Annotated in this window: 17 protein-coding genes and 2 tRNA genes; 9 read left to right on the plus strand and 10 right to left on the minus strand. The window is 38.7% G+C overall.

The features are described 5' to 3' along the window. Positions 1-32: 32 nt before the first annotated feature. The 7 genes from CH377_RS07455 to CH377_RS07485 form a co-directional block, all read right to left on the minus strand. A complete protein-coding gene (locus CH377_RS07455) occupies positions 33-1,934 on the minus strand; it encodes a sensor histidine kinase (protein ID WP_100723181.1) in 1,902 nt (633 codons plus the stop codon). Between the two features lie 71 nt (positions 1,935-2,005). Next, positions 2,006-4,111 (minus strand): sensor histidine kinase, encoded by a 2,106-nt coding sequence (locus CH377_RS07460; protein WP_100723182.1) that lies wholly within the window; start codon positions 4,109-4,111, stop codon positions 2,006-2,008. Positions 4,112-4,248: 137 nt separating this feature from the next. Beyond that, the gene (locus CH377_RS07465) at positions 4,249-4,977 is read right to left on the minus strand and encodes a histidine phosphatase family protein (protein WP_100723183.1); all 729 of its coding nucleotides are present in this window, start codon (positions 4,975-4,977) and stop codon (positions 4,249-4,251) included. Between the two features lie 2 nt (positions 4,978-4,979). Further along, positions 4,980-5,375, minus strand: coding sequence for a DUF6285 domain-containing protein (locus CH377_RS07470; protein ID WP_100723184.1), 396 nt, complete (start codon positions 5,373-5,375; stop codon positions 4,980-4,982). Positions 5,376-5,385: 10 nt separating this feature from the next. Further along, the gene (locus tag CH377_RS07475; protein WP_100723185.1) at positions 5,386-6,429 is read right to left on the minus strand and encodes a phosphotransferase family protein; all 1,044 of its coding nucleotides are present in this window, start codon (positions 6,427-6,429) and stop codon (positions 5,386-5,388) included. A 2-nt stretch (positions 6,430-6,431) separates the two neighbouring features. Next, positions 6,432-7,607, minus strand: a complete 1,176-nt coding sequence (locus CH377_RS07480; protein ID WP_100723186.1) for an acyl-CoA dehydrogenase family protein — start codon at positions 7,605-7,607, stop codon at positions 6,432-6,434. A 21-nt stretch (positions 7,608-7,628) separates the two neighbouring features. Further along, a complete protein-coding gene (locus CH377_RS07485; protein WP_100723187.1) occupies positions 7,629-8,849 on the minus strand; it encodes an SMP-30/gluconolactonase/LRE family protein in 1,221 nt (406 codons plus the stop codon). A 32-nt stretch (positions 8,850-8,881) separates the two neighbouring features. Between CH377_RS07485 and CH377_RS07490 the strand changes: the two genes are divergently transcribed. The 4 genes from CH377_RS07490 to CH377_RS07505 all read left to right on the plus strand — a co-directional run bounded on the left by CH377_RS07490 (position 8,882) and on the right by CH377_RS07505 (position 12,613). Further along, a complete protein-coding gene (locus CH377_RS07490) occupies positions 8,882-9,514 on the plus strand; it encodes a Crp/Fnr family transcriptional regulator (protein ID WP_100723188.1) in 633 nt (210 codons plus the stop codon). Positions 9,515-9,517: 3 nt separating this feature from the next. Beyond that, a complete protein-coding gene (locus tag CH377_RS07495) occupies positions 9,518-10,714 on the plus strand; it encodes an acyltransferase family protein (protein WP_100723189.1) in 1,197 nt (398 codons plus the stop codon). A 167-nt stretch (positions 10,715-10,881) separates the two neighbouring features. Then, a complete protein-coding gene (locus CH377_RS07500) occupies positions 10,882-11,868 on the plus strand; it encodes a hypothetical protein (RefSeq protein WP_100723190.1) in 987 nt (328 codons plus the stop codon). 91 nt (positions 11,869-11,959) lie between these two features. Beyond that, positions 11,960-12,613 carry a response regulator gene (locus tag CH377_RS07505; protein WP_243402012.1) on the plus strand — a complete coding sequence of 218 codons (654 nt, stop codon included), beginning with the start codon at positions 11,960-11,962 and terminating at the stop codon, positions 12,611-12,613. On the opposite strand, the gene CH377_RS07510 is transcribed toward CH377_RS07505, so the two are convergent. Continuing rightward, entirely contained in the window at positions 12,610-14,940 is a 2,331-nt protein-coding gene (locus CH377_RS07510; protein WP_100723191.1) for a sensor histidine kinase, read from the minus strand. The two genes, CH377_RS07505 and CH377_RS07510, sit on opposite strands and share 4 nt — an antisense overlap. 104 nt (positions 14,941-15,044) lie before the next feature. Between CH377_RS07510 and CH377_RS07515 the strand changes: the two genes are divergently transcribed. After that, a tRNA-Ile gene (locus CH377_RS07515) sits at positions 15,045-15,118 on the plus strand. 85 nt (positions 15,119-15,203) lie between these two features. Further along, positions 15,204-15,276, plus strand: a tRNA-Ala gene (locus CH377_RS07520). Positions 15,277-15,283: 7 nt separating this feature from the next. On the opposite strand, the gene CH377_RS07525 is transcribed toward CH377_RS07520, so the two are convergent. Beyond that, a complete protein-coding gene (locus CH377_RS07525) occupies positions 15,284-16,900 on the minus strand; it encodes a hypothetical protein (protein WP_243402018.1) in 1,617 nt (538 codons plus the stop codon). A gap of 102 nt (positions 16,901-17,002) precedes the next feature. Here CH377_RS07525 and CH377_RS07530 point away from each other — a divergent pair, with 102 nt between their 5' ends. Together CH377_RS07530 and CH377_RS07535 are read left to right on the plus strand one after the other, a co-directional pair. After that, positions 17,003-18,259: a PQQ-dependent sugar dehydrogenase gene (locus tag CH377_RS07530; protein WP_207797601.1), complete on the plus strand. Its 1,257-nt coding sequence runs from the start codon at positions 17,003-17,005 to the stop codon at positions 18,257-18,259. After that, positions 18,259-18,870: an FMN-binding negative transcriptional regulator gene (locus CH377_RS07535; RefSeq protein WP_100723194.1), complete on the plus strand. Its 612-nt coding sequence runs from the start codon at positions 18,259-18,261 to the stop codon at positions 18,868-18,870. The genes CH377_RS07530 and CH377_RS07535 overlap by 1 nt, the downstream gene beginning before the upstream one ends. Here CH377_RS07535 and CH377_RS07540 read toward each other — a convergent pair. Beyond that, positions 18,867-20,411, minus strand: coding sequence for a hypothetical protein (locus CH377_RS07540; protein WP_243402013.1), 1,545 nt, complete (start codon positions 20,409-20,411; stop codon positions 18,867-18,869). The genes CH377_RS07535 and CH377_RS07540 overlap by 4 nt on opposite strands. 159 nt (positions 20,412-20,570) lie before the next feature. On the opposite strand from CH377_RS07540, the gene CH377_RS07545 reads away from it, so the two are divergent. Then, a complete protein-coding gene (locus CH377_RS07545) occupies positions 20,571-22,838 on the plus strand; it encodes an NAD(P)-binding domain-containing protein (RefSeq protein ID WP_100723196.1) in 2,268 nt (755 codons plus the stop codon). Positions 22,839-22,878 lie beyond the last annotated feature (40 nt).

A 22,878-nucleotide genomic window follows, 5' to 3' on the forward strand; every position in this document is an offset into this window, starting at 1 on the left:
CGGAAATAAAAAATTAAAAATTAGAAATCCGTCTAAATCAGAATTTTTTCCGCCAAAGGCAGATGGACCCTGAATGTGGTCCTTCCTGGAGAAGAATCAAAATCTATTTTTCCTTGGTGTCTTTCCACAATCTTTCTACATATATCCAGGCCCAGACCGCTTCCTTCTCCTTTTTCCTTCGTAGTAAAGAATGGTTCAAAAATCCTATCCTGAATTTCTTTTGGAACACCAGGGCCATTGTCGGTAACCGAAACGATGAGATAATCATCTTTGATATGGGATTCCAAATCCAATCTGCCTTGGTAAGAGATCGCTTGGAATGCATTATTGATCAAATTAGCCCAAACCTGAGTCAACTGGTCTGCTTGTCCCTTTACAAGTGAATTGTCTGCAAAATTCCTGCGGATCTCAACTCCTTGTTTTACTTTATTATAATATAGCGTAAGAACAAGATCCATTTGTTCACGGATATCGATCAAACTAATACCTGTATGATCCTGATACACGTAGGTTTTTAAAGCACGAATTACTCTCGCAGCTTTGGAGGCGGCTTCTCTGACAACATTACTGTATCTTAAAATTCCAGAGAGATTATAAGCATTTGCAACTAAGGTAGGAAATTTTTCTTTATGAATTCCTTGCACTAAATCCGGGATATCTTCTATTTTTATTCCTAATTCAGCCAAATTTTCAGACAAAAACTCTGAAGATGGAAATCCAAGATTTTGTAATGTTTCACGGATGATCTTTCTGTTTTTCCTTTCTTCGGAAGAATCATAAAAATCGGGGAATATACTTCCTTTGGTGAAAATTTTCTTCCAAGTTTCTCTTTCTTGAGTATCCAAGTCTGCAAATTCACAGAGCAATTTTTCCCAATCTTCGCGAAACACACTTTGAATTCCTTCGTTGGAGGAAATGATCGCACCTAAAGGAGTATTCACTTCATGAGCTATACCTGCGATCAATTGTCCGAGCACTGCCATCTTCTCGGATTGGACTAGCTGTGCCTGAGTAGACTTTAATTCTTCTAATGTTAACAATAGATCTCTATTTGTATTTTCTAAATATGTATTTGTCGCCTTTAGTTCTTCCGTCCTTAGAACTACTTTTTGCTCTAAATCTTCGTTTAATTTTCGAATCTCTTCTTCCGCTCTTTTTCTTCCGGAAATATCTCTTACAATCGCTTGTAATAAGGCTTTTCCGTTCAGAGTAACGGAAGTTAAGGTCACCTCCGCATCAAAATTTGTTCTGTCTTTTCTGCAATGTAACCAATCAAAAGTTTGTGTTTTCCCTGCAAAGGCTGCCTGTATTTTTTGGAATGCTTTTTGAGAAGAAGGAACGCCATCCGGTTGTGTCTCTGGAGAAAAATCCACGGGAGAAGCACCTATAATGTCTTCTCTTTTACAACCGAACATCTCTTCTGTCTTAGGATTACATTCCAAAAAGACCCGATCGTCCATAAGAAAGATTGCCTCTCCTGCAGATTCGAATAATGTTTTAAATTTGACCTCGTTTTCTTCTAATGCTTCTTGCGCGATACGAATGTCCGAAAGTGTTACTGCTAATTTCTCTTCTGTTTTTTTTCTTTCTGTCAGATCCTCGAAGATTAAAGTAACACCAAAAACACCTGAATTATCAAAAAGAGGATTCACTCTAATTCGAACCTGCAATGTGAGTCCACTGACTGTAGTATTATAAGGCCCTTCGTAATCGGAAGCTTCTCCGCTTAAACCCTTGCCGATCAATGAGGAAACTCTTGTGTCTTTTAGATCGGAATAAGAAAGCCCGATGATCTTATCTCTACCTGCTCTTAGAAAACGTAGAGTAGAATCGTTTGCTTCTATAATTTTCCCCTGCCTATCGAAGATCATGAGTCCGATAGGGGATTGTTCGAATATATCACGATATACGTTTTCGTTCTTAGGTCCGCTCATAAAGATCTGGAAAAAAAAATTCGAAAGCTCGCACAACTCTGTACGGGCAATTTTTCACATCAACCTAATAATTAGGGCGAGGCAGGAAGGATAACGTAGAATGTCGTACCTTCTTCCGAACTTACAAATCGGATTGCTCCTCCATGTTCTTCTGCCACATTTTTGCAAATGTCTAGACCAAGTCCGGTACCTTCTCCAGGAGACTTAGTAGTGAAGAATGGATCAAAAATCCTATCTTTGATCTCGGTAGGAACTCCACTTCCAGTATCCTGGACCGAAATTTCCCAGAACTCGCCTTTTCGTTCCGCATCTACGAATATTCTACCCGAATAATTCATGGCATGTAACGCGTTTGTGATCAGATTAGTCCATATCAGGTATAATCTTTCCGGATCTCCCAATACCTTTGCGGACTCTGGGATATTGATATCCACGATCACCTTATTTTTCATTTTAGAATAATATAATGTGATAATATTTTCTATCTGTTCCTTAGGGGAGACAGATTCCGAGTGAGGTTTCCAATCTCCTTCTCCTGAAGCATAACTTTTTAATGCTTGGATTACTCTAGAGGCTTTAATAGAAGCTTCCAAGATTAGCTGGCTAGATCTGGAAATACTGGAAAGTGCAGATGCATTACTTACGATCATCCATCCTCTTTCTCCTTTCGGGATCTTCCCCACTAATTCCGAAACCTGATCGGGAGAAATCCCCAGATCAGTTAAAGCATCCGCCATCACCAGGGAGTTTTCTATGCCTGATTCTTTCAGAATGATTTCCGATTTTTTTCTTTTAGATCTTTCTTCTTTGGAATCGAAATCGGAATTAACTGTTCCACCATTCTTGAATAAGATACCCCAAAATTCTCTTTCTTCTTTGTTAAAACTAGAATAATCTTTTAGGAGTTTTTCCCAGGGTTCGCTCAGAATAGAACGTATTCCTTCAGTGGATGAACGAATTGCGCCTAACGGAGTATTTAATTCATGTGCAATTCCCGCAATCAGTCTTCCCAAGACAGCCATTTTCTCTGATCTGACCAAATTCTCCTGGGTTTTCTTGAGTTCTTCCATTGCCGATCTAAGTTTATCATTGGCAGTCACTAAATACGTATTAGTAGATCTTAATTCTTCGGTTCTTTCCGCGACCGTGACCTCTAATTCTTTATTCGCATTTCGGATCACAAGTTCTGCAGTTGCCAAATCTGCCACGAGTAAACTTTGCCTCAGGCTCGCGATCACTACCATTACACCTGCAGAAAACCAAATCACTAACCGAATGATCTCCGGAAGGCCCGGTAGAGTTAAAGAAAGGATGATTGCAGCGGAACAAACAATCACTTCCAACAAGGGAAGAATTCTCAAGAGTCCACTTTCTGTTCCGGATTCTCTTTCCATCTCTCCATCAGGTGCCCAAGTCAAGGTGCCGTACCCTAAAAGTAAAAGACTAGCTGAAAATCCTGCATTAGTTAAGGTTCCATCTTCCGGAACAACTATCAAAAATATAGAATTCCATTGTAACCAACTGATTCCCATTCCTGCGAGTCCGATTATTAAACATAAAAAGGAAAAGTCCGCCTTTAAACGTAAGGAAGGTTTCATCAAAGCACCGATGCATGCAGCGGAAAGCGTGAATACAGGATAAACCGACAAGGTTAATAACTGGAACCAGGGCCTATCTTCCTTTTTAGAAAGATATAATACTAGGGTGACTGCAAGAACTGCGATCGCAAGTCCCAAGGCATCCATCACTGCCACCTTCATTCTGTTAGCTGGAACTCTATCCTTTAAAAATCGAGCAAACCCTATTGCGAAAAATGGCCCTAACCATGGATAGAATAGATCGCTTGGAGCAGGAAAACTATAGAACTTGGAAATTGCTTGGATATCCCAAACGACTTGGCCAATAAAATAAGAAAGAAGCCCTAGGAAAAACCAGAATCTAAATCTTTTAATTTCTCCTTCGGAGGATTTATAACCGAACCAAGCAGTGATCGTAGCGATTGCGATAGACGAAGTCCAATGTATATTATCGTAAATCCGTAATAATTCCGTTTCATCCGTGAAATATATGAGAAGAAATAGTACTAGAACGAATGCCGATCCTAAGTATATGGATAGAAATCCTAAATTTCTATCCTTTGAGGAACGAATCTCTAGTGTAGATACTAAGGAATTCATGCGGATTAGCGGGGCAAAATCTTATACCTTTAAACATCTAAGTCCACACTTTTTTATTTCCAAAAGGCTGCACCTTGCTGTTGGAAGTTCTACAAACGTTTTACAACAAACTTCTTATCATTAGAACAAGTTTGGATTTAATATAAGGTTCGCGCACTTTTATCCGGAATATGAGGAAGGAAATTTAAACTCACAGGAATATATCTACCTCTTACCCAACGAAACATACTCACAGAACTATTCCAGATCCAAGGCATCCATGTAAAAACATCTTCGTCTTGTTTGAGTATCCTTTTCAAGGTTAAGGAAATAGGAGTACCTGAAGTAAAGATAAATGTCCTTTCTGAATTAGAAGGCTGAAAATATGTATCACAAGCCAGATCCACTCTGGATTGAAAGTTTTTAAAAGTTTCAATCCCTGGCGGAGTGAAGTCTCCTTTTCTCCAAACGGATAAGATCTCCTCAGTCAGTTTAAAAAACAAAGCAGCAGATCGAACCCCACCTTTTAATCTAACTTTAGAAAATTGTAATAAGGATCTTTGAAATTCGGGTCTGGTCCCGGAAAGATATTCAGCGTATTTTTTCCATAACTCGGAAGGAAATTCATTCCAATTTGCATCGAAAGAATGAAAATCAACATCCGTATTGAGATCGGAACGAACTGTATGGATCCCCTTCATAAAAAATTCTGCAGTTTCTTTATGCCTTCTCATTGTCCCGGAGATAATCTTATCCGGAAAATCCCCATTAGAAGCCATATACTTTCCAAGGGCAAAGGCTTGTTCTTTACCCTTATCGGTCAATAGATCGTAATCTTCTCCCGTGGAGTTCGCCTGTCCGTGGCGAATCAGATATATTACGGACATGTTTAGGATTCCGTAGTGAATCTAGGATTTACGATCTCAACTTTTTCGATTACGGATTCTTTTATATGTTTCCAGTATTCCGTATCTTCCAAAGATTTTTTTTCCTTTCGGATAATATCTCTCAGCTCTTCATTCCAAGTAGAAGTAAGACTCTTCTTTTCATTCCAAGTTTTAGGGAACTCTGATTTTTTTTTGAGTAAAGAAGCAAGCCTGGTAAGTTCTTTGTCTATAGATTCTTCTCCGGAACGTATTTCCCTGGAGATTACTCCGAGCATATTCCAACTTACTAATGTTTTATATGCGAGAAGGTCCTTGTCCCTAAACTCAGGTAGGACTTCCTTCATCAGAAAATCCTGGATCGCTTCCAATAATTCCGTGGCGCTTGGTTTATCCTGCATTATGATTTCCTTATTTTATGGACTCTTCAATGAGTCGCATTGCCTCGTATTCCATCTCACAGGCCCTTCTTCCTATGGATGCGAGTTCTATTCCTTTATCTTTTCCGGAAAGATGACGTTCTGCTTGGCCGATACAACCGATTGCCCAGCGAAGATTCCCCATCACTTCCCAATATCTGATTTTGATAGGATCCAGTTTTACACCGGAAGCCTTTTCGTAGATCTCATAAAACTCGGAACGATCTGCGAAACCACCTGCTTCTTTATTCAGTTTTCCGAATCTCCAATCTCTCATACATAACCATGTCAGATCTTCGTGACGATCTCCCCAATGAGCAAATTCCCAATCCACAATTCCTTGTAGACCTTCCGAATTCACCATGAAGTTTCCCGTTCTAAAATCTCCGTGAATCAGAACGACTGCATCACTTTCCGGAGCATTCTTCTCTAACCAATTCAAAATGATTTCCATAGCGGGATAAGCTCCTTCCATGGATTCCAATTGAGAACGTAATGCTTGGACAGATCCTTGGGCCACCGTTTTGCCGCTTACATGTTGCCCAAGATTCAAAACTTCTTTTAGTTTTTCATCCTTACATTTTTCAGGAGTCACTGAATGGATACTCGCAAGATTTTCTGCAAGTTCTTGTGTGATCTGTTTACGGACCTTATTTAAACTTGGATCTTTTACTACGAATCTTCCCGTAGCTTTACCTTGGATCCTTTTCATAAAGTAGAATGGATTGCCAGTAACTGAGTTATCAGATTCAAGCCAAAATGGTTCAGGAGTTTTAACACCTGCTTCGAATGCCATTCTACAAACCTTGAACTCGTTGATCCTAGACAAAGAAGCGAGTAAAGAAGCTCCCTTATCGGTTCTATATACTGTTTGGTATTGACCTGATTCAGGACCACCATTCACTTTAATGTCTGCGGAAAAATTTTCCTGGCAGGCTCCTCCCGAAAGAGAAACCATATTAGCGATTTCTACTGTTCCTTGGAGCCTTTTTCCTAAATATGATTCCAGCCTTTCCTTCAATTCGGAATCTTTCACGATTAGAAGCTCTCCTTTCCGGATATTAAATTCCTGCCGATCACCATCTTATGGGTTTCGGTTGGACCGTCAGCGATCCTTGCGGCCCTCGCATCTCTATAAAATAATTCTAATTTAAGATAACGGCTAAAACCATGAGATCCACAGATCTGGATTGCCCTATCAATACATTTGTTCAATGTTTCACTGACCTGCCACTTAGCTAAAGAAACGGCCTGTCTTGCATCCCCACCTTTACGAAGAATGTCGGCAGCCTTTAACGTAAGTAAAAAACCTGATTCTATTTCTAAAGAAGATTCAGCAAACATCCATTGGATACCTTGGTGATCGGCTAATTTTCCGCCGAATAATTCTCTTTTGATCGCGTATTCTCTTGCAATCTCCATAGATCTTCTGGCAAGTCCGATCCATCTCATACAATGTGTAAGTCTTGCAGGCCCTAGTCTTTCTTGGGAAAGTCGGAAACCTTCTCCTATTTTTCCGAGTACTTGTGACTCATGAACTTTTACATTTTCAAATTTTAATTCACAGTGCCCGCCTGGACCATGTGAACCTAAAACCCCGATTTCCTGCACCATTGTATAGCCTGGCGCATCGGTAGGAACTAAGAACATAGAAGTTCTTCTGAAACTATCATTCACCTTGGACATCACGATCAAGAAAGAAGCACCATTCGCCCCGGTGCAGTACCATTTATGGCCGTTAAGAATATAGTGATCTCCGTCTTTCACCGCGTTAGTCGAAAGAGTAGTAGGATCCGAACCCGCGCCTGGAGGAGGCTCTGTCATTGCAAACCCCGAGCGGATTTTTCCTTCAACAAGAGGATGATAATACTTCTTCTTTTGTTCTTCGTTTGCGGCTAAATGAAGAAGATGCATATTCCCCTCATCGGGAGCGTCGCAGTTGCAAAGATAAGGAGCGATAGGAGAACGTCCCAACTCGCTGAATACAAGTGCGGTTCCAACTAAGTCCAGTCCTAATCCGCCTTCCGATTTAGGAAGATGAGCGGTCCATAATCCTCTTTTTTTGGCTTCTTCTCTTAACTTTTGAACGATAGTCTCCGGCATTCTACCATGATCGTAATCGTAATGATCTTCGGCTGGGATGGCGATCTCATCCACGAATGCCTTTGCTTTTCCCCTGATTTCGTCTAATTCCTTAGGTATGGATAAATCCATGATATATTCAATTTTCCTTATTTATTCTTTTATTAATTCAGGAGGAAGTTTGAACTTTCCTATCCTGTCGTTATGAAGACTCCCTAAATAGATATACTCCCCTTTTCTTTTCACGGAAGTGATCTCTTTTAGATGTTTTCCTTTCGGCTCCTGGAAACTTGCTTCTACTATTCCGTTTTCATCCAGAACGACTGCGAAACCGTACGGTTGAGGCTTAGGCCAAAGGAATTTAGGTAGTTTAGCTACAATTGATTTTGTCCAAGGACGAGGATGTAGGATTTTATCCACCATATTATTCCGAACGGTGAATAACGCTAGATAGAAATGCCCTTTACGATCCGAGGAAATATTATCCGGAAACCCTGGAAGATTTTCCGCCCAGATCTCGCTTGTTCCAGCCTTAGGCCCTTTGATCCAATATCTATGGATCCTATATTTATAAGTTTCGTTTAATACTAAAAAGTCCTCATTTTTAGAAAGTGCCACTCCATTCGGAAAGAAAAGATCCTTCATTAGGGTTGTTGTCTTTTTAGTATGAGGATCGTATTTTAATAAACGACCGTGAGGAACCGACTCCATTAGATCATACAGATATTCTGCAGAACCGTATTTATCACTCGCATCTGAAAAGTAGATCGTTCCATCTTTAGCAACATCTAGATCGTCTGTGAATTTGAAAGGAATACCTTCTGATTCAGTACTAAGAACTTCTACCTTCCCGTCTTTGCTGATCTTTAATAACCCTTTGATCGCATCCGCAACTATTATGGAACCGTCTCCTAATAATTTCATTCCAAGAGGTCGGCCCCCCGTGAATGCGTGTGCCTTCATTTCTCCATCTTTGGAGATAAGATACACTTTGCCATCTTCACTCGCAGAATAGATATTACCTTCGTCGTCGGGTTCGATATCTTCTGGACCATGTATCTTTCCGAGTGCGATTAGTTCTGCGGATTCCAAGGCTTTGTTTTCCTGGAAGCCACCAATCAAACCTGTATCGATAGGAGGTTGGTAGGCAATTGGTTTAATAGGAGAAGGTTTGAGTGCAAAACCTATTATAAAAATGATAATGAACGCTGCAGAGAGCAGGAGGATTTTTTTCGTGTTCACGATTCCCTCCTTAGGGAAAACGAATGAGACGCTACTCACGAAGGTCGGGCAGTCAACGTAAAATTCTGAGGTTCCCGCCTTCTTACCAGAATAATTGATTGCGGCTCCCAACCAATCGCCGATATCGTACATGAGGACTGAAAACTTTTCCAGTCCGTTTTAGCATGAAGATCTCCGAAGATATGGTAAACAAACACGGCCTCCGCTTTAAGGAATCCGCTGTTATTTTCGATGAGAACGAACCTGCAGATCAAATGTATCTGATCCTTTCCGGAAAAGTAGGGATCCATAAAAAAGTAAAAGAAGCATTCAAACTTCTTATAGAACTAAAAGAAGGGGATATGTTCGGTGAGATGGCACTGGTGGATCGCAAACCCAGAAGCGCAAGAGCCATCGCAAAAACCGACGTATTATTATTTGCGATCACCGAGAGCGTGTTCTATAACCTAATCCAGACCAATCCTTCTTTTTCTTTAAAGATGGTTAAAATGCTTTCTTCCAGATTAAGAGAGACCAACCAAACCATAGCTAGTCTTTTAAAAGGAGACAGGAAGAATATTGTAACTTCTGCGCTCATTACTTTCGCACAAACGAGAGGAGAGCAAGAAGATGGACAATACAAAGTACATTTGGCGGCATTTATGAAATGGGCCATCTTAAGAGTTGGATTAGAACATACGGATCTTGTATCCGCGATCAATCTTTTGGTAAAAGATAAGATGGTCGAACAACCTAAAAACGATCCCAGCCATATAATGATACGGGACACGTTTTTTAAATACACATTGGACCAGTAATTCTTGGCTGAGCAAAGCTTACCGGCCAAACAAAACAGGCTCGATTATTTAGACAATCTCAGATCCTTCGCATTATTATTAGGATTAGCATTCCATGTGGCGATCGTATATGCCGCAATCATCATATATCCATTACGGAATGATGATAGATCAATCGCGTTCGACGTATTCGGGGAATGGGTACACCTTTTCAGGATGCCGATGTTCTTCGTACTCTCCGGATATTTTACGGAGAGGATTTATCTTTCTAAAACATTAAAAGAATTCTTAAGATTAAGGGCATTAAGGATCATTCTTCCTTTGATCCCAGGGATCATATTATTCGCACCGATGCAATATTATGTGAACGCATTACAAGAAGGCTATCAAGGGAACTATTTCACATTTTTATGGGAAGAATTCTTACTTAAAAATCCAGCCCCTTCTCACCTTTGGTTCATTCTATATTTAGCATTATATACATTTTTATATTTAGGTGTCCGGCCCGTAATCTCCAGGATCGGAAAATTTTTACTTCCTTCTTCCAGATATGGAGAAGAAGGATCCGAAAAAAGACCGAGCATAAAATGGGAAACATTACTGATCGCTGGAATTTGGTGCACAATATGGACCTGCGGTATTAATTACTTTTTCCTAAAAGACCAAAAATACCTGAACATAGAGCCGGTACAATTCATATACGATTTCAGCTTCTTCTTATTCGGAAGTTTTTTGATCGGGAAAGAAAGTACGATCTTAAAAGGGAAAACAAATCGTCTCGAGATCATCCTACTCGGATTTTTAGCCTTTATATTTTTCGGATTATTCTATTGGGTAAGCACAATCGATCCATATTGGTCTTATTTCGGATATACCGGATTCGGAATGAGAATACTTCACATTTTTCTAAAATGTTTGGGTGGTTGGATCTGGATCGCGTTTTTTATCCGGCTCTTCCAATTATTCTTTAACAAAACAGGAAAGCTCAGTTCTTATTTAAGAGAATCCAGTTTGCCAGTGTATTTAATCCATCATCCTATTTCTCTTGGGGTCGGATTTTTGGTAGTAGGCACAGGTCTTTCTATTTGGATCAAATTTTCACTTCATATCTTCTTTGTATACGCTCTGACTTTTTTAGTGTATCATTTCATTATTCGAGATTCTAATTTTTGGCTGACTGTACTTGGAAATAAAGGGATCAGCTTCAAGAGAAATAAATAAGATAGCCGAAATCGCCGATTTTCTGTCAGATCCTCTTGGATTGTCCTTTTCAAATATCCGCGTTTTCTCTTCGGCTTCTACTTATAAAGACTATCGAATCTAGTAACTCTACGAATAGAAATTTATTTACTTACGGGTCATAATTTTCCTACAAAGGCAAGGAAATCATGAACCTCAATCGAAAAACTTGGATCTATATTCTTTTATTCTACACGATAGGACTTGTAGGTTGTACGAAAGACAATAACAGCACAGATCCTTTAATGTATTTGGTCGTCCTTAATGGACTTCCTGTTGCAGATATCGTATTTGAAAAAGGTTTTCCCGGCTCAGACAATACTCTTACTACAAATAATTTCACAGGAGTTGCGGGGGATTATTCGATTACGATAGGTGGAGAAGCAGCCACTGGGATCAATCTTCCCGGAGATGGAAGTTTAGAATTTATTATGCCTACGATCTCAGGGATCACTGAGAACACAACTGTTCCATTGGTGGTTACCAAAAATGGAAATCCATTACTTTCTAAAACCGTAAGATACAGGCCGATTATAGACTTTACTATAGGAGCACCGGATAGTTATGGCAGACTCATCAGTGCCGCAGATAAAAACAGTTACCTCAAGATTACGTTAGGAAGCACAGGAGATGTTCTTTTTAATATATTCGGATATGTCGGAGCCAATCTAAATTTATACTATTATAGCAGTCCTACAGGTTCCAAGACCACGATCGTAGAAAATGAAAAAACGGGAGCCCAATTTAAAAAAGTAAATCTAGCCAGTGGAACTTATATTATAGAAATCAGATATTCTGGCGGCGTATTTCCTGCAAGTTACAGAACCAATATCGCAAACGGTCAAATTCAGGCAACCTCGGTTTCCAACCAGATGGACTATGCCAGATGTTACGATACTTTAGGAGGAGGAACTACGTACGTAGGTGCTTCATACGATTGTAACGGCTTAAACGGAGGCTCATTTACTCGTAGTGGAAGATGTACTTACCCTACCGATGGCGGAATTACAACCAGAAGTTATTATACCAGCGGAACTGGGTTTGGAGGATTCGACCCTTGGTATGCGCAAACCACTTGCACCCAGCCTGGCTATGGATCTTATAATGAATACGAAGCTATTTATGAATTTAACTAAGGAAAAGTCCTTCATAATTTTATAATATTTCTGCGGGTTCGGAAAATTTTAAGGATTGCCATTGGTGATATATTCTCCAAAATCCGAGAAGATGTCCGTCCGAACCCGTCCTAAAATATTTTTGATAGACGATCATCCAATCGTTCGTTCCGGATTAGAATCCGAGCTCAAGGCTTCCGGTGATTATGAATACTCAGGCTCTGCCTCTTCTATAAAAGAAGGCACCAAAATGATGAGCTTCACCAGACCGGACTTGCTGATCTGTGATGTTTCTCTCCAGGATGAAAATGGGATCAAAGAGTTAGATTCTATTCGTAAAAAATTTCCAGATATGAAGATCGTATTTTTGACAATGCATAGGGATTGGTCCTATTTGCAGGATGCTATCTCCGCTGGTGCAGATGGATATATTCTCAAAAGTGATTCCATGGAATCTATCATGGCCTCCATTAAAAAAGTATTAAACAGAGGTAAGGTATTTCCCGGAGAGATCGCGAATTTCAGCTATGACGAAAAACATATTAGAGAAGTTGCCGAGATCGTTAAAAAACTCACCAAAAGAGAAAGCCAGATCTTGAACTTTCTATCCAAAGGAAAATTAAATAGAGAGATCGCAGAGGAATTAAAACTAAGCGTTAGAACGGTTGAGGCTCATAGAGCATCCATTTTCAAAAAGTTAGAAGTGGACAATATGGTTGAATTGACCAGAGTCTTAGTTCAACTCAAGTCTTTAGACACGGACTAAGAACGAATAAGTATCGTAAATCTAGTCCCCTTACCTTCTTCCGAAGAAACAAGTATCTCTCCGCCGTGTGCGGATACAATTTTACGAATGATAGAAAGTCCAAGTCCTGTTCCGTAAGGTTTTTTACTTCCGAAACCTGAATCGAAAATATATTTTTCCATATCCTTACTGAAACCTTCTCCATTATCTTCGAAGATCAGATAAACAACATTCTCCTCTTTTTCTATTCTGATAGAGAAGGTCCCCTTTTCATCGGTAGCTTCTGCAGCATTTTTCGCCAAATTAAAGATCAACCTACGGATACGAAGTGGATCCAGACGAATATTTCCTTTTGCATTTATCTTAGAGACCAGTTTCATCTTAGTAGATTGGAAGAAGGTCCCTAAATCTTCGAAAATTCCCTTAAAATAGGTTTTTATATCCACGTTCTGCAGATCCAAAATAATCCTATTTTTAGAAAAATCTAATATATCCAAGGTAAGATTTGTAAGCGCATCCACCTCCTTCTCCGCTTGAAAAAGAAGACTAGTTTTGGATTTACCTTTTTGAGATCGTATATTTTTCAAATTTTGACGGATCATCGCGATTGGATGTCCGAGATCATGAACGATCTCTGCCGAAAGTTCTCCTATAATAGCAAGCTTCTCTCTATCTTGCCTTGCAATATTACGCACGGAAAATGCAAGTGCATCTGCGATCCCTCTAACCCAATCCACTTGAGAATCATCCGAATAACCTTCAAAAGGAAGATCGAAGATCAATTTGTAAAGTTGCTCATCCTGAGTAGAAACGATCAGTCTATTATTTTGAATCACTGGCTCAGCAAGTGAAGAAGGTTCCAAACCCAGAAGATCCTGCACATCATACTTATAAACTTCTACAGTTTCCAAGCCGCCCCCGGAAGAAATAGAGTATCTTTTCCAAACTGAAGAATTGGGTTCTTCTAAATAGACAAAGACTGTTTGTTCTTTTCTGTCTTCATGAAGCATCTTTAAAGCGGTGTCCGCAGCCTTATCATAAGAAGAAGATTGCATAATCTCCCTAGTAGAGAACACCAAAGATTTCATTTTCGTTGCCAATGTATCAGAACGTCTAAATGCTTCTGAGAAAATTTTAGAGATTAAAATGGAATATGCAAGAATCAATGCAACTTCTCCATATTGGATCAAATACGTACTCTTCCAAAATCCTAAAAAGAACATAATATCGTTTAAAGTACATAAGCTGATTACTATATAGCCTGCAAATAGAATGACTCCCCCCTCTATTCTTCTTTTCAAACCTATTAAAAGAAGGACTAACCAAATAGGCATTGTGACCAAAGGCATATATAATGCTATTGGGAGAAGTGTAAGTGTATAATATGTGTTCGGAAAAAATAATACGATAATGACGCTTATATAGTAAGGAGCACAGAAGTATTGGCCGAACCTTCTCCAAAAATCCGTTTTACAGTACCTATATAAAAAAGCATATAGTGTCGGCCCAGAAGCATATACACTAATATATTCCAGACGATTAGGAAGCTCCCAGGAAATTCCCTGCAAAAATTCATAAGCAAGCCTGGAATCACCATTTGTCATAGATCGGATCATGATCAGGAAACAATGAAATGCGAATAATAAGTGGGCGGATTCGTTCCTTCTAAAAAAATAAAAGAATACATTATAAAAAGACATTGTGGCTGCGATAAGCACCAAGGCCCATTCTAAGTCCCGACGTTTCTTTACGTCCTGCAAAACATTTTCCAATTCTCCCAGCTGTATGGAATTCCAAACTCCTCCCCATCTGTTTTGAAAATTAGAAACATGAAATACCAACTCCAGATTTTCCGAATCCGGGATTAGAGGAATTTTTAACTCATACTTTGCCTTGGATTCGGATTTGGATTTTCCGAGAGTTCCAACACTTGCTATCTTCTTTCCGTTCGCATAAAGTATATAAGAAGTTCCCAGATCAGGGATCTTGAGAACTAAGGCCTGTCTCCTTTCCCCCAATTTTAATTTAAGCCGATAGGTAGCATAACCATGACCTGCAATATCAGGATCTTTAGAAAAATTTTCTGTCCAAACAGAAGGAACAGTTACGAACTTTTTTTTGGATTTAAATATTGGATCGGAGAAGTTACCTGGAGAAATAAATTCTTCCCAATAAAATTCCCACTCCCCATCTAATGGAATGATCTTACCGTTTTGAAAAGAATGTTTACTTAGATCCAGAAATCCATTCTTCGCAGAAGAATGTTCCGAACCCGATCCGATAAGACTGCAGTGAAAAAGAAAAGAAGAGATTAGGAGGGTAAAGCAGGTTGTTTTTCCGAATCTCACGCGGCAAATCTATGGTGAATCTTGAAATCCGTAAATGCAAAACCTGTCTGTTATTCTAAAAATCCCTTGCCAGAGAATCTCGAATAAAAATCATGTCTCTTACCGGGCCTGTAGCTCAGCTGGTTAGAGCACACGCTTGATAAGCGTGGGGTCATAAGTTCAAATCTTATCAGGCCCAGGTAAAACGGTTTAGATAGAGTGGAAAGTCGGACTTCCGACAAACTTCTAAACCGTGAAAAAGTTTCCACTCATCCCTGAAACAAGGGGCGTTAGCTCAGCTGGGAGAGCATCTGATTTGCATTCAGAAGGTCATCGGTTCGATCCCGATACGCTCCAATGTTCTTTATTCCCTTCCCGTATTTTTTTTCCAAGAATTGATATCCGCTTTTTTCAATAGGATAAAGTTTTCGATCTCTTTCACATTCTTCGTAGAGAATACATAAATTTTAGCTCCAGGACATTCTTCTTTATGCGCCCCTGGACCGAAAGTTTTTGATAAAACGTCCTCATCTAATTCATTTAAGATCGCAAAAGAATAATTCCTATCAAGCTGATACCATCTAAACGTATTTTGCCAAGGCCGGATGTTTAGATCAGGTTCGTAATAATCCGAGACTAATCCTATTTTAGAAAAATTTCGAACGGGAGCAGAAGTCCAAAAACCTCCCATACCTCTTTGCCAATGATTCTTTCTTCCTAAATCATCTAAACAAGATATCCAATCCGGATAGTATTCGATCTTTAGAGGTTTATTTTGAATGATATAAGAAGTTAAATAACTTCCTCCATAGATAATAATGAAGAAGGTAATTATCTTTAAGGTTCTTCCTTTGATCAGAATACACAAAAGCCCAAATAAGCTTGGAACCAAAATTCCTAAATAACGAAATGGGACTTTTTCAGGTAGGGTATCTTCTGAAACATAAGCGATTAAAATAAGGAAGAACGGTAAGATAACTCCGGAAAATAAATAAAATAGATCCAAGTTCAAGGACTGCTCATCGTCTTTTCTGAATTTTCTTAAACCAAAAAATAAAACGACAGACCCGAAGGATAGGATCCAAAGTATTCCGGTGATTGAACTGAAAAGAATAGATAAACTATTCCAAAAAGAAGGATCAAGGATCAGTTTAAAATTTCCGAATATACTTTTTTCAAAATATCGATATGGAAAGAATACTGTATTATTTTTAACGAGTAAAGAATAAGTTTTAACTCCTAAAAACAGACCTAAAACAATCGGGATCCATTTCATCAAATCTGGAATCAAAAGTTTTGGTTCCTTAACTATCCTACTCGACTTCGTAAATAATTCATACAAAAGAACAGGGATCAAAAAAGAAGGCAGAAATAATGGGTCCGAAAGAACTGCTATAAATATAAGTAAAAACTCCAGTGCATAATAAGCCTTGTTCTTTTTAAGAGTAAAAAATAGAGCCCAAGAAATCGGAAGCAAACACCAAGTTCCTGTATGGAACCCAGGAAGAAACAGAGGCAGGAAACGACTCTGTAAAATAAAAAGCCCACCTAGAACAAACCAAATAGAGATCCTATAAAGAAAACTAATATTAGATTCTTTCGGAAGGAATCGTTTAAATAGAATATTCCAGGAAAGGAACAAAAATGTCCATTGTAAGATCGTGTACCCCAGATGAACGATTTCGATGGAAGCGTTGATCGGAATTGCAAGTAGCCTAAGTAGAAAATATAAAAGTAGATCAGGAAATAAATAAAACGCAGGAGTCCAGGTCCAGTCCCTCAATCCATAGAATACGTTACCTTCTTCGTATCCTTTAATAAGCTCCGAAAATACATTTGCAAAAAATAAAGAATCAGTGGAATAGAACGATCTTGCTGTTGATTCAGAACCGGAGATACTCCCTAAACTGATAAGAAAAATTGAAAAGGAGATAAGAAGTAAGGATAGTTTTATTTCCTTACGATCCAATAACTGATCCATTAAACTCACTTCAGAAAGACTCCTTATCTAAATTGGACGGTCAAGCGGATTCTAATCAGAAAAAGACTGGATATAATCCTGCTTAAAGGAAGAATTCGGATCATGAAACTTTCCTTCTATAGATCCTTTCTAATTTCGGCAATTTCCCTAATATTCTTCACTATCTCCTGCGACGATATACGACGTCTGTTGGTAGCCAATGTAGATGACATGGCAAAATACAAAGCGGAAGGAAAAGAATCCGGCTTGGTCGCAGTCTTCAATCAAAACGATGAAAAAAGGAAAAAGATCAAAATCAGTCTTACTACGATCGGAAAAGGATTCGAACAACCTGTAGATCTACTCATGATCCCTGGACCAGATATCTTTTTAGTCGCGGAAAAAACAGGAGCCTTAAAATGGTTGGACCCAAAAGACGGAAGTTCAGGTATATTACTAAAACTTGATGGAATTTCCACAGATTCTGAGCAGGGACTTTTAGGCGTAGTATTACATCCCGAATTTCCTGAAAAACCCCTTCTATATTTGAACTATGTTGCAAAGAAGAATGGAGAGACCAGCAGAGTTTCCGAATGGACTATAGATCTTCCCAAGGATCCCAAAAAGGCTAAACTTTCTAAAGAAAGGATCTTGATGGAGGTCAAACAACCCTACGGAAATCATAACGCAGGGCAATTGGCATTCGGAAAAGACGGCATGCTATATATCGCTTGGGGAGACGGAGGATGGATGGGAGATCCGAAAGGTAACGGACAAAATCCTTCCACATTCTTAGGCTCTGTCCTGAGAATTGATGTAAACTCAAAAGATCCGGGCAAAGAATATTCAGTTCCAAAAGATAATCCTTTCTTAAAAGATCCTGCATTCAAACCGGAAACATTCGCTTACGGTTTTAGGAATCCATGGAGATATTCTTTCGATCCTTCCGGAAGATTGATCATCGCAGATGTAGGTCAAGATCTATTCGAAGAAGTTGATATAGTAGAAGCAGGAAAAAATTACGGTTGGAACAAAATGGAAGCAACTCATTGTTTCGAGCCTAAAACAGACTGTGATAAAAAAGGATTAACAGATCCGATTTACGAATATGGTAGAGAAGACGGAAGTTCAATCACAGGAGGTTATGTAGTCACTAATGATCGAATCTCAGACTTGCATGGCAAATATGTATTCGGGGATTTTGTATCCGGAAGGATCTGGGCAATCGATCTTCCTAAAGATGGAAGTCCTGCAAAAGAAGCATATTCCTTAGGAAAATGGCCCGTATTAATTTCCAGTTTTGGAAAAGATGCAAGGGGTTCTGTTTATATCGCGGATTTCGGAGCAGGACAAATCCTAAGGATAGATCCGGGTAAATAATGTATACACCGGAACATTTTAAATTAGAAAATCTTGATATAATCCATGAAATCATCGGCAAATACCCATTTGCCGTTTTCATTTCAACAACCGGAGAAGGACTTGAGGCAACTCACCTCCCTCTCCTTCTTTCCGAAAATAAATCCAGTTTAGTCGGTCATATGGCTTCCGGAAATCCACTCTTACAAGAGAACTCACAGGTTTTATGTGTATTTCATGGCCCTCATGCCTATATTTCCCCTAGTTGGTATGAGTCGGAGCAAACGGTTCCGACTTGGAATTATATCTCAGTGCATGTGAAGGGCATATTCCGTCTTTTAGATAAGGATCAAACCGAAAAAGTACTACAAGATTCTATTCAATATTTCGAGTCAGAAAATTCCGGATATAACTATCAATCTCCTAAACCAGAGATCAGAAATTCCCTTTTAGGCAAAATAAAAGGATTCGAGATCTATAATCTAAGCTACGAAGCAAAATTAAAACTCAGCCAAAACCATTCTTTAGAAAGAAGAAAAAGAGTGATAGATACTTTAGAACTTTCTAAACAAGACCAAGATATCGAATTGGCGGAATGGATGAGAATGATAAACGATATCCAAAAATTTTAATATCTGGAAGTAGAAAATTTCCAAAGATCGATCTTGCCTCGGTTTTCCTTTACAAACTCCAGACTCTTTTGGGGATTTTCAAAGGTATAGATAGGGATTTTCTCGCAATAAGAAACCGAAACTGGCTCTCCCAATTTTTCTCTTACGATTTTTTCATCCACACCATCTATAATCGCAAAAGTATAAGCTGGGTTTTCTCTTTCGAACCAGTTTAAATTATTCTGCCAATAGAATAACATTAGATCATAAAGATAATCATCCGGCTCTAAAGCTTTTTTAGAAAAGATCCTCATTGGCCTTACATACCAAAAACTTGCAATCCCTCTCTTCCAATTATACCTTTCCGCAAGCTCATCTAAACAGGCAACCTTTGCAGGGTAATAAGTTAGTCCCAAACCTTTGGAATAAGAAGAATAAATCCCTAAAAGGATCCCCATAGAGAATAAAACACCCAATATGGATTTTGCGACCGGAATATCAGAAATTTTTAAAATACAAATTATCCCAATCCCTAAAAATCCCAGAAGTATCTCTCCAAAATATCTATCGATCCCTTGGATACCAGCTCCTCCAGTTAGGCCGAAAATAAATCCATATACCAAAAAAACGAACGGAACTATAATCCCGAGAATTAAGAAAAGATAGGCCGGTTTATTTAAATTTGTTTTTTCTTCATTCTTGGATAAAAACCTTAAAAATCCAAAAAACAAAATGATCAAAACAAGATAGATCCAATTTTCTTTAAATAAGTAATAAAAAGAATGGAAGAAGTTTTCCGTTTTCCAAGATAAGATTGCCTCCCCTATTTTTTTTGGTACGGCAGTTCCGGGAAAGAATACAAAATTGTTTTTGCGTAAAATTTGAAAAACGATTCGGGATGCTACAATTCCTAAAAAAATAGGAAAGTAAGCATATGCTATTTTTCTGATCCTATGAATGGATCTTTCTTTCAGCAGCCAATCTAAAAGATGTAATCCTAATGTAGGGATCAGGAAATAAGGAATAAAAAGTAGATCACTTAAGGAAAATAAGAACGTTATTCCGGTAACAAGAATGAAGTCTCGCTTGGAGTTACTCTCTCCCCATTGATAAAAAAACCCCCAAGCCCAACAGAGAATTGCGAGATTCCCTCCATGAAATCCCGGCAAAAACACGAACAGATCTTGTTTAAATAAAATTAATATGGTCCCTGTCAAAAAACCGAAAGTTAGAACTAAACTTACCTTTTCGTAGGAAATTTTTTCTTTTGTAAACTTCTGCAAAAGGAATATGATCCCGAACAAAAGAAAGACCCATTGGAATAAAGAATAGGATAAATGGGTCAGTTCCCAAGCACCATTCTCCAGTGATAAAAAAATGGTCCTAAGTGCAAAATACTGCACCAAATCAGGGAAAAAATATAAGGCAGGGGTCCAACCAAAACCATTCAAAGATATTAAAAAGTTTGCCCCGGGTTTTAGAAAAAGTTCCTGGTAAATTACTGAGAAAAAAAGAGAATCAGAGTTATAAAAGGAGTCAGCCAATATCGGATCAACTGCCACTCTTCCTAAGGAGATGCAGAAACCAATAAAGCCGAGCGCTACAATGATAAAAAAGAAAAATCGGTTTTTTGTATTGAATCCTTGCAAAAAATCCATCCAGCAGGAGTTTTCTTTTTAGATCAGAGCGGGCAAGCCGATTTCAAAACATCTGCAATACTTATGAGCTTATTATCCTTTGTTCCTAAATACTTTGATTGGTTAAACAACAACGCTCCTCAGGGTGAGGCGGAAAAATATCCTGAAACAAATTCAGAATTCGAGAGTTCCATTCAAGGAATCTATATCTCAGGAGATCTGACAGGCATACCTCTTCTAAAATATTCTGTACAAAGTGGTGTTTCTGCTATCCGGAACATTCTCGAAAAACCTAAAAAGAAAATAAAAGGTAACCTGGACGTTTTGATCGTAGGTGCCGGACCTTCCGGGATCGCGGCGGGAATTGAAGCGAAGAAGAATGGCCTGGATTTTCTTATCTTAGAAGCAAATCAGCCTTTTCACACAATCACAAGTTATCCAAAAGGAAAACCTATCTTTGCAGAGCCTTCTGAACTGGAAGTAGATTCTCCAATCCATATTAAAGATACAACCAAGGAAGACCTTTTAAAATCTCTGGAATCCGTATTAAAAAAATATAAACTACCTATTATAAACGGGGAGAAGGTAGAATCTATTGTTCCTTCCAAAGGATCGGAGACCGGCTTCGAAATCCAAACAGAGTCAGGGAAAAAATTCAATTCCTCTTATGTTCTACTCGCAATCGGAAAATCAGGAGATAGCAGACGTTTAGGAGTTGTAGGAGAAGAACAAGAAAACGTATTCCATAGACTGATTGACCCTAAGGATTTCCAAGGACAAAATACATTAGTTGTAGGAGGAGGAGATAGCGCTATCGAAGCCGCATTATCTTTGGTTGATGTTTCTTCTTCCGTCACTCTATCTTATAGAGAATCTGAAATTTCCAGGCCAAAAGAAGAGAATAAACTTAAATTCCAAAAAGCAGTCCAAGAAAATAAGATCCGATTTTTACCAAATTCTAATCCGGAAAAATTTGAACCTAAACAAGTTCGCCTCAAACAAGGATCCAAAACAAGAGCTGAAAAAATAGATTCTTCTTTGGTCTTAATCGGTTCAGAAGCACCAATCTCATTTCTTAAAAAATTAGGACTAAAGATCAGAAATTCATTCAATTCCAAAGAAATCCTTGGATTTGTTTCACTATTCTCATTTGCATTATTTTTATATTTCGGAAAAGCATCCTTTTATGCCGCCTTTTGGTATTCCTGGGTTGCATTAGCTTCGGGGGTAGTATTTGCAATTACTTCTATTAGATTTTTACTTTCCAAAGAAGCATTCTTTCATTGGAGATGGAGAACATTCAAAAATCTTTATTTAGTTTCCTCGGCAATTTACTTTTCAGGAGTTTATTTAAGCGCTAAATACTTAGGATTTTATTTATTCGGAAAATATCCAAGCTTTCATTATACAGTTCTATATTCTACGACCATATTATTTTTCGGGATCAGGAGGATTTGGGTCAGACCTACACAATATATCAAATTACAAACCATCACTCTTATTCTAATTCAAATCTTTCCACTTTTCTTATTGCCCGAGATCATTCTGCCTTTCTTGGGTGATAAAGGATTATTAGGGCCTTCTAATGGATTCCTGCTCACTCAGGTTTTTCCTGACGGCGCTTATTGGAAAGCATACGGATTTATTCTGGCCTGGCCTTTGAATATGGGAGTTCTATACGATGGGGGGATCACAACCTTCTGGTTAGTTTACGGATTCTTAATGAGCTTCGGGCTCATCCCTTACATAGTCTATAAATTCGGAAAAGGCGCGTATTGTGGATGGATCTGCTCCTGTGGTGGTTTGGCAGAGACCTTAGGTGACGAATATCGAAATAGAATGCCTCACGGAAAATTGGCATATAAATTAGAACATTCAGGCCAATGGATTCTGCTTATAGCTGCGATTCTTACCATCGCAAAACTGATAGGAAGTTCAGGACAATTTTTCTGGCCATTGGAATTCGGCGCAGACTCAATCAAAGTATATTATGATTTAATTGTGGACCTAGGCCTTGGAGGAGTTGTAGGAGTCGGAGCATATTTTATGTTCTCCGGTAGGATCTGGTGTAGAATGTTCTGTCCACTCTCTGCACTCATGCATATCTACGCTAAATTCAGTAAGTTCCGAATCTTCTCCGAGAAAAAAAAATGTATCTCTTGTAATATTTGTACATCTGTTTGCCACCAAGGAATCGACGTAATGAATTATGCTAATAAGGGAAGACCAATGGACAGCGTTCAATGTGTCAGATGTTCAGCTTGCGTGGTAAATTGTCCTACCCAAGTCCTTTCTTTCGGAAAATTAGAAAAGAACGGACAAGTATTGGATAGGCTGAAAGCTGTATTATAAATATTTTCGGATTTTTCTTTCCTAGGCTCCTCTAACTGGA

The organism is Leptospira haakeii (assembly GCF_002812045.1).
Taxonomy (GTDB): Bacteria; Spirochaetota; Leptospiria; order Leptospirales; family Leptospiraceae; genus Leptospira_B; species Leptospira_B haakeii.

Excerpts from the sequence above, each read along its gene's own strand:
- CH377_RS07455 (WP_100723181.1), bottom strand. The coding sequence starts at position 1,934 with ATGAGCGGACCTAAGAACGAAAACGTATATCGTGATATATTCGAACAA.
- CH377_RS07460 (WP_100723182.1), bottom strand. The coding sequence starts at position 4,111 with ATGAATTCCTTAGTATCTACACTAGAGATTCGTTCCTCAAAGGATAGA.
- CH377_RS07465 (WP_100723183.1), bottom strand. The coding sequence starts at position 4,977 with ATGTCCGTAATATATCTGATTCGCCACGGACAGGCGAACTCCACGGGA.
- CH377_RS07470 (WP_100723184.1), bottom strand. The coding sequence starts at position 5,375 with ATGCAGGATAAACCAAGCGCCACGGAATTATTGGAAGCGATCCAGGAT.
- CH377_RS07480 (WP_100723186.1), bottom strand. The coding sequence starts at position 7,607 with ATGGATTTATCCATACCTAAGGAATTAGACGAAATCAGGGGAAAAGCA.
- CH377_RS07485 (WP_100723187.1), bottom strand. The coding sequence starts at position 8,849 with ATGTACGATATCGGCGATTGGTTGGGAGCCGCAATCAATTATTCTGGT.
- CH377_RS07490 (WP_100723188.1), top strand. The coding sequence starts at position 8,882 with ATGAAGATCTCCGAAGATATGGTAAACAAACACGGCCTCCGCTTTAAG.
- CH377_RS07500 (WP_100723190.1), top strand. The coding sequence starts at position 10,882 with ATGAACCTCAATCGAAAAACTTGGATCTATATTCTTTTATTCTACACG.
- CH377_RS07505 (WP_243402012.1), top strand. The coding sequence starts at position 11,960 with ATGTCCGTCCGAACCCGTCCTAAAATATTTTTGATAGACGATCATCCA.
- CH377_RS07525 (WP_243402018.1), bottom strand. The coding sequence starts at position 16,900 with ATGGATCAGTTATTGGATCGTAAGGAAATAAAACTATCCTTACTTCTT.
- CH377_RS07530 (WP_207797601.1), top strand. The coding sequence starts at position 17,003 with ATGAAACTTTCCTTCTATAGATCCTTTCTAATTTCGGCAATTTCCCTA.
- CH377_RS07535 (WP_100723194.1), top strand. The coding sequence starts at position 18,259 with ATGTATACACCGGAACATTTTAAATTAGAAAATCTTGATATAATCCAT.
- CH377_RS07545 (WP_100723196.1), top strand. The coding sequence starts at position 20,571 with ATGAGCTTATTATCCTTTGTTCCTAAATACTTTGATTGGTTAAACAAC.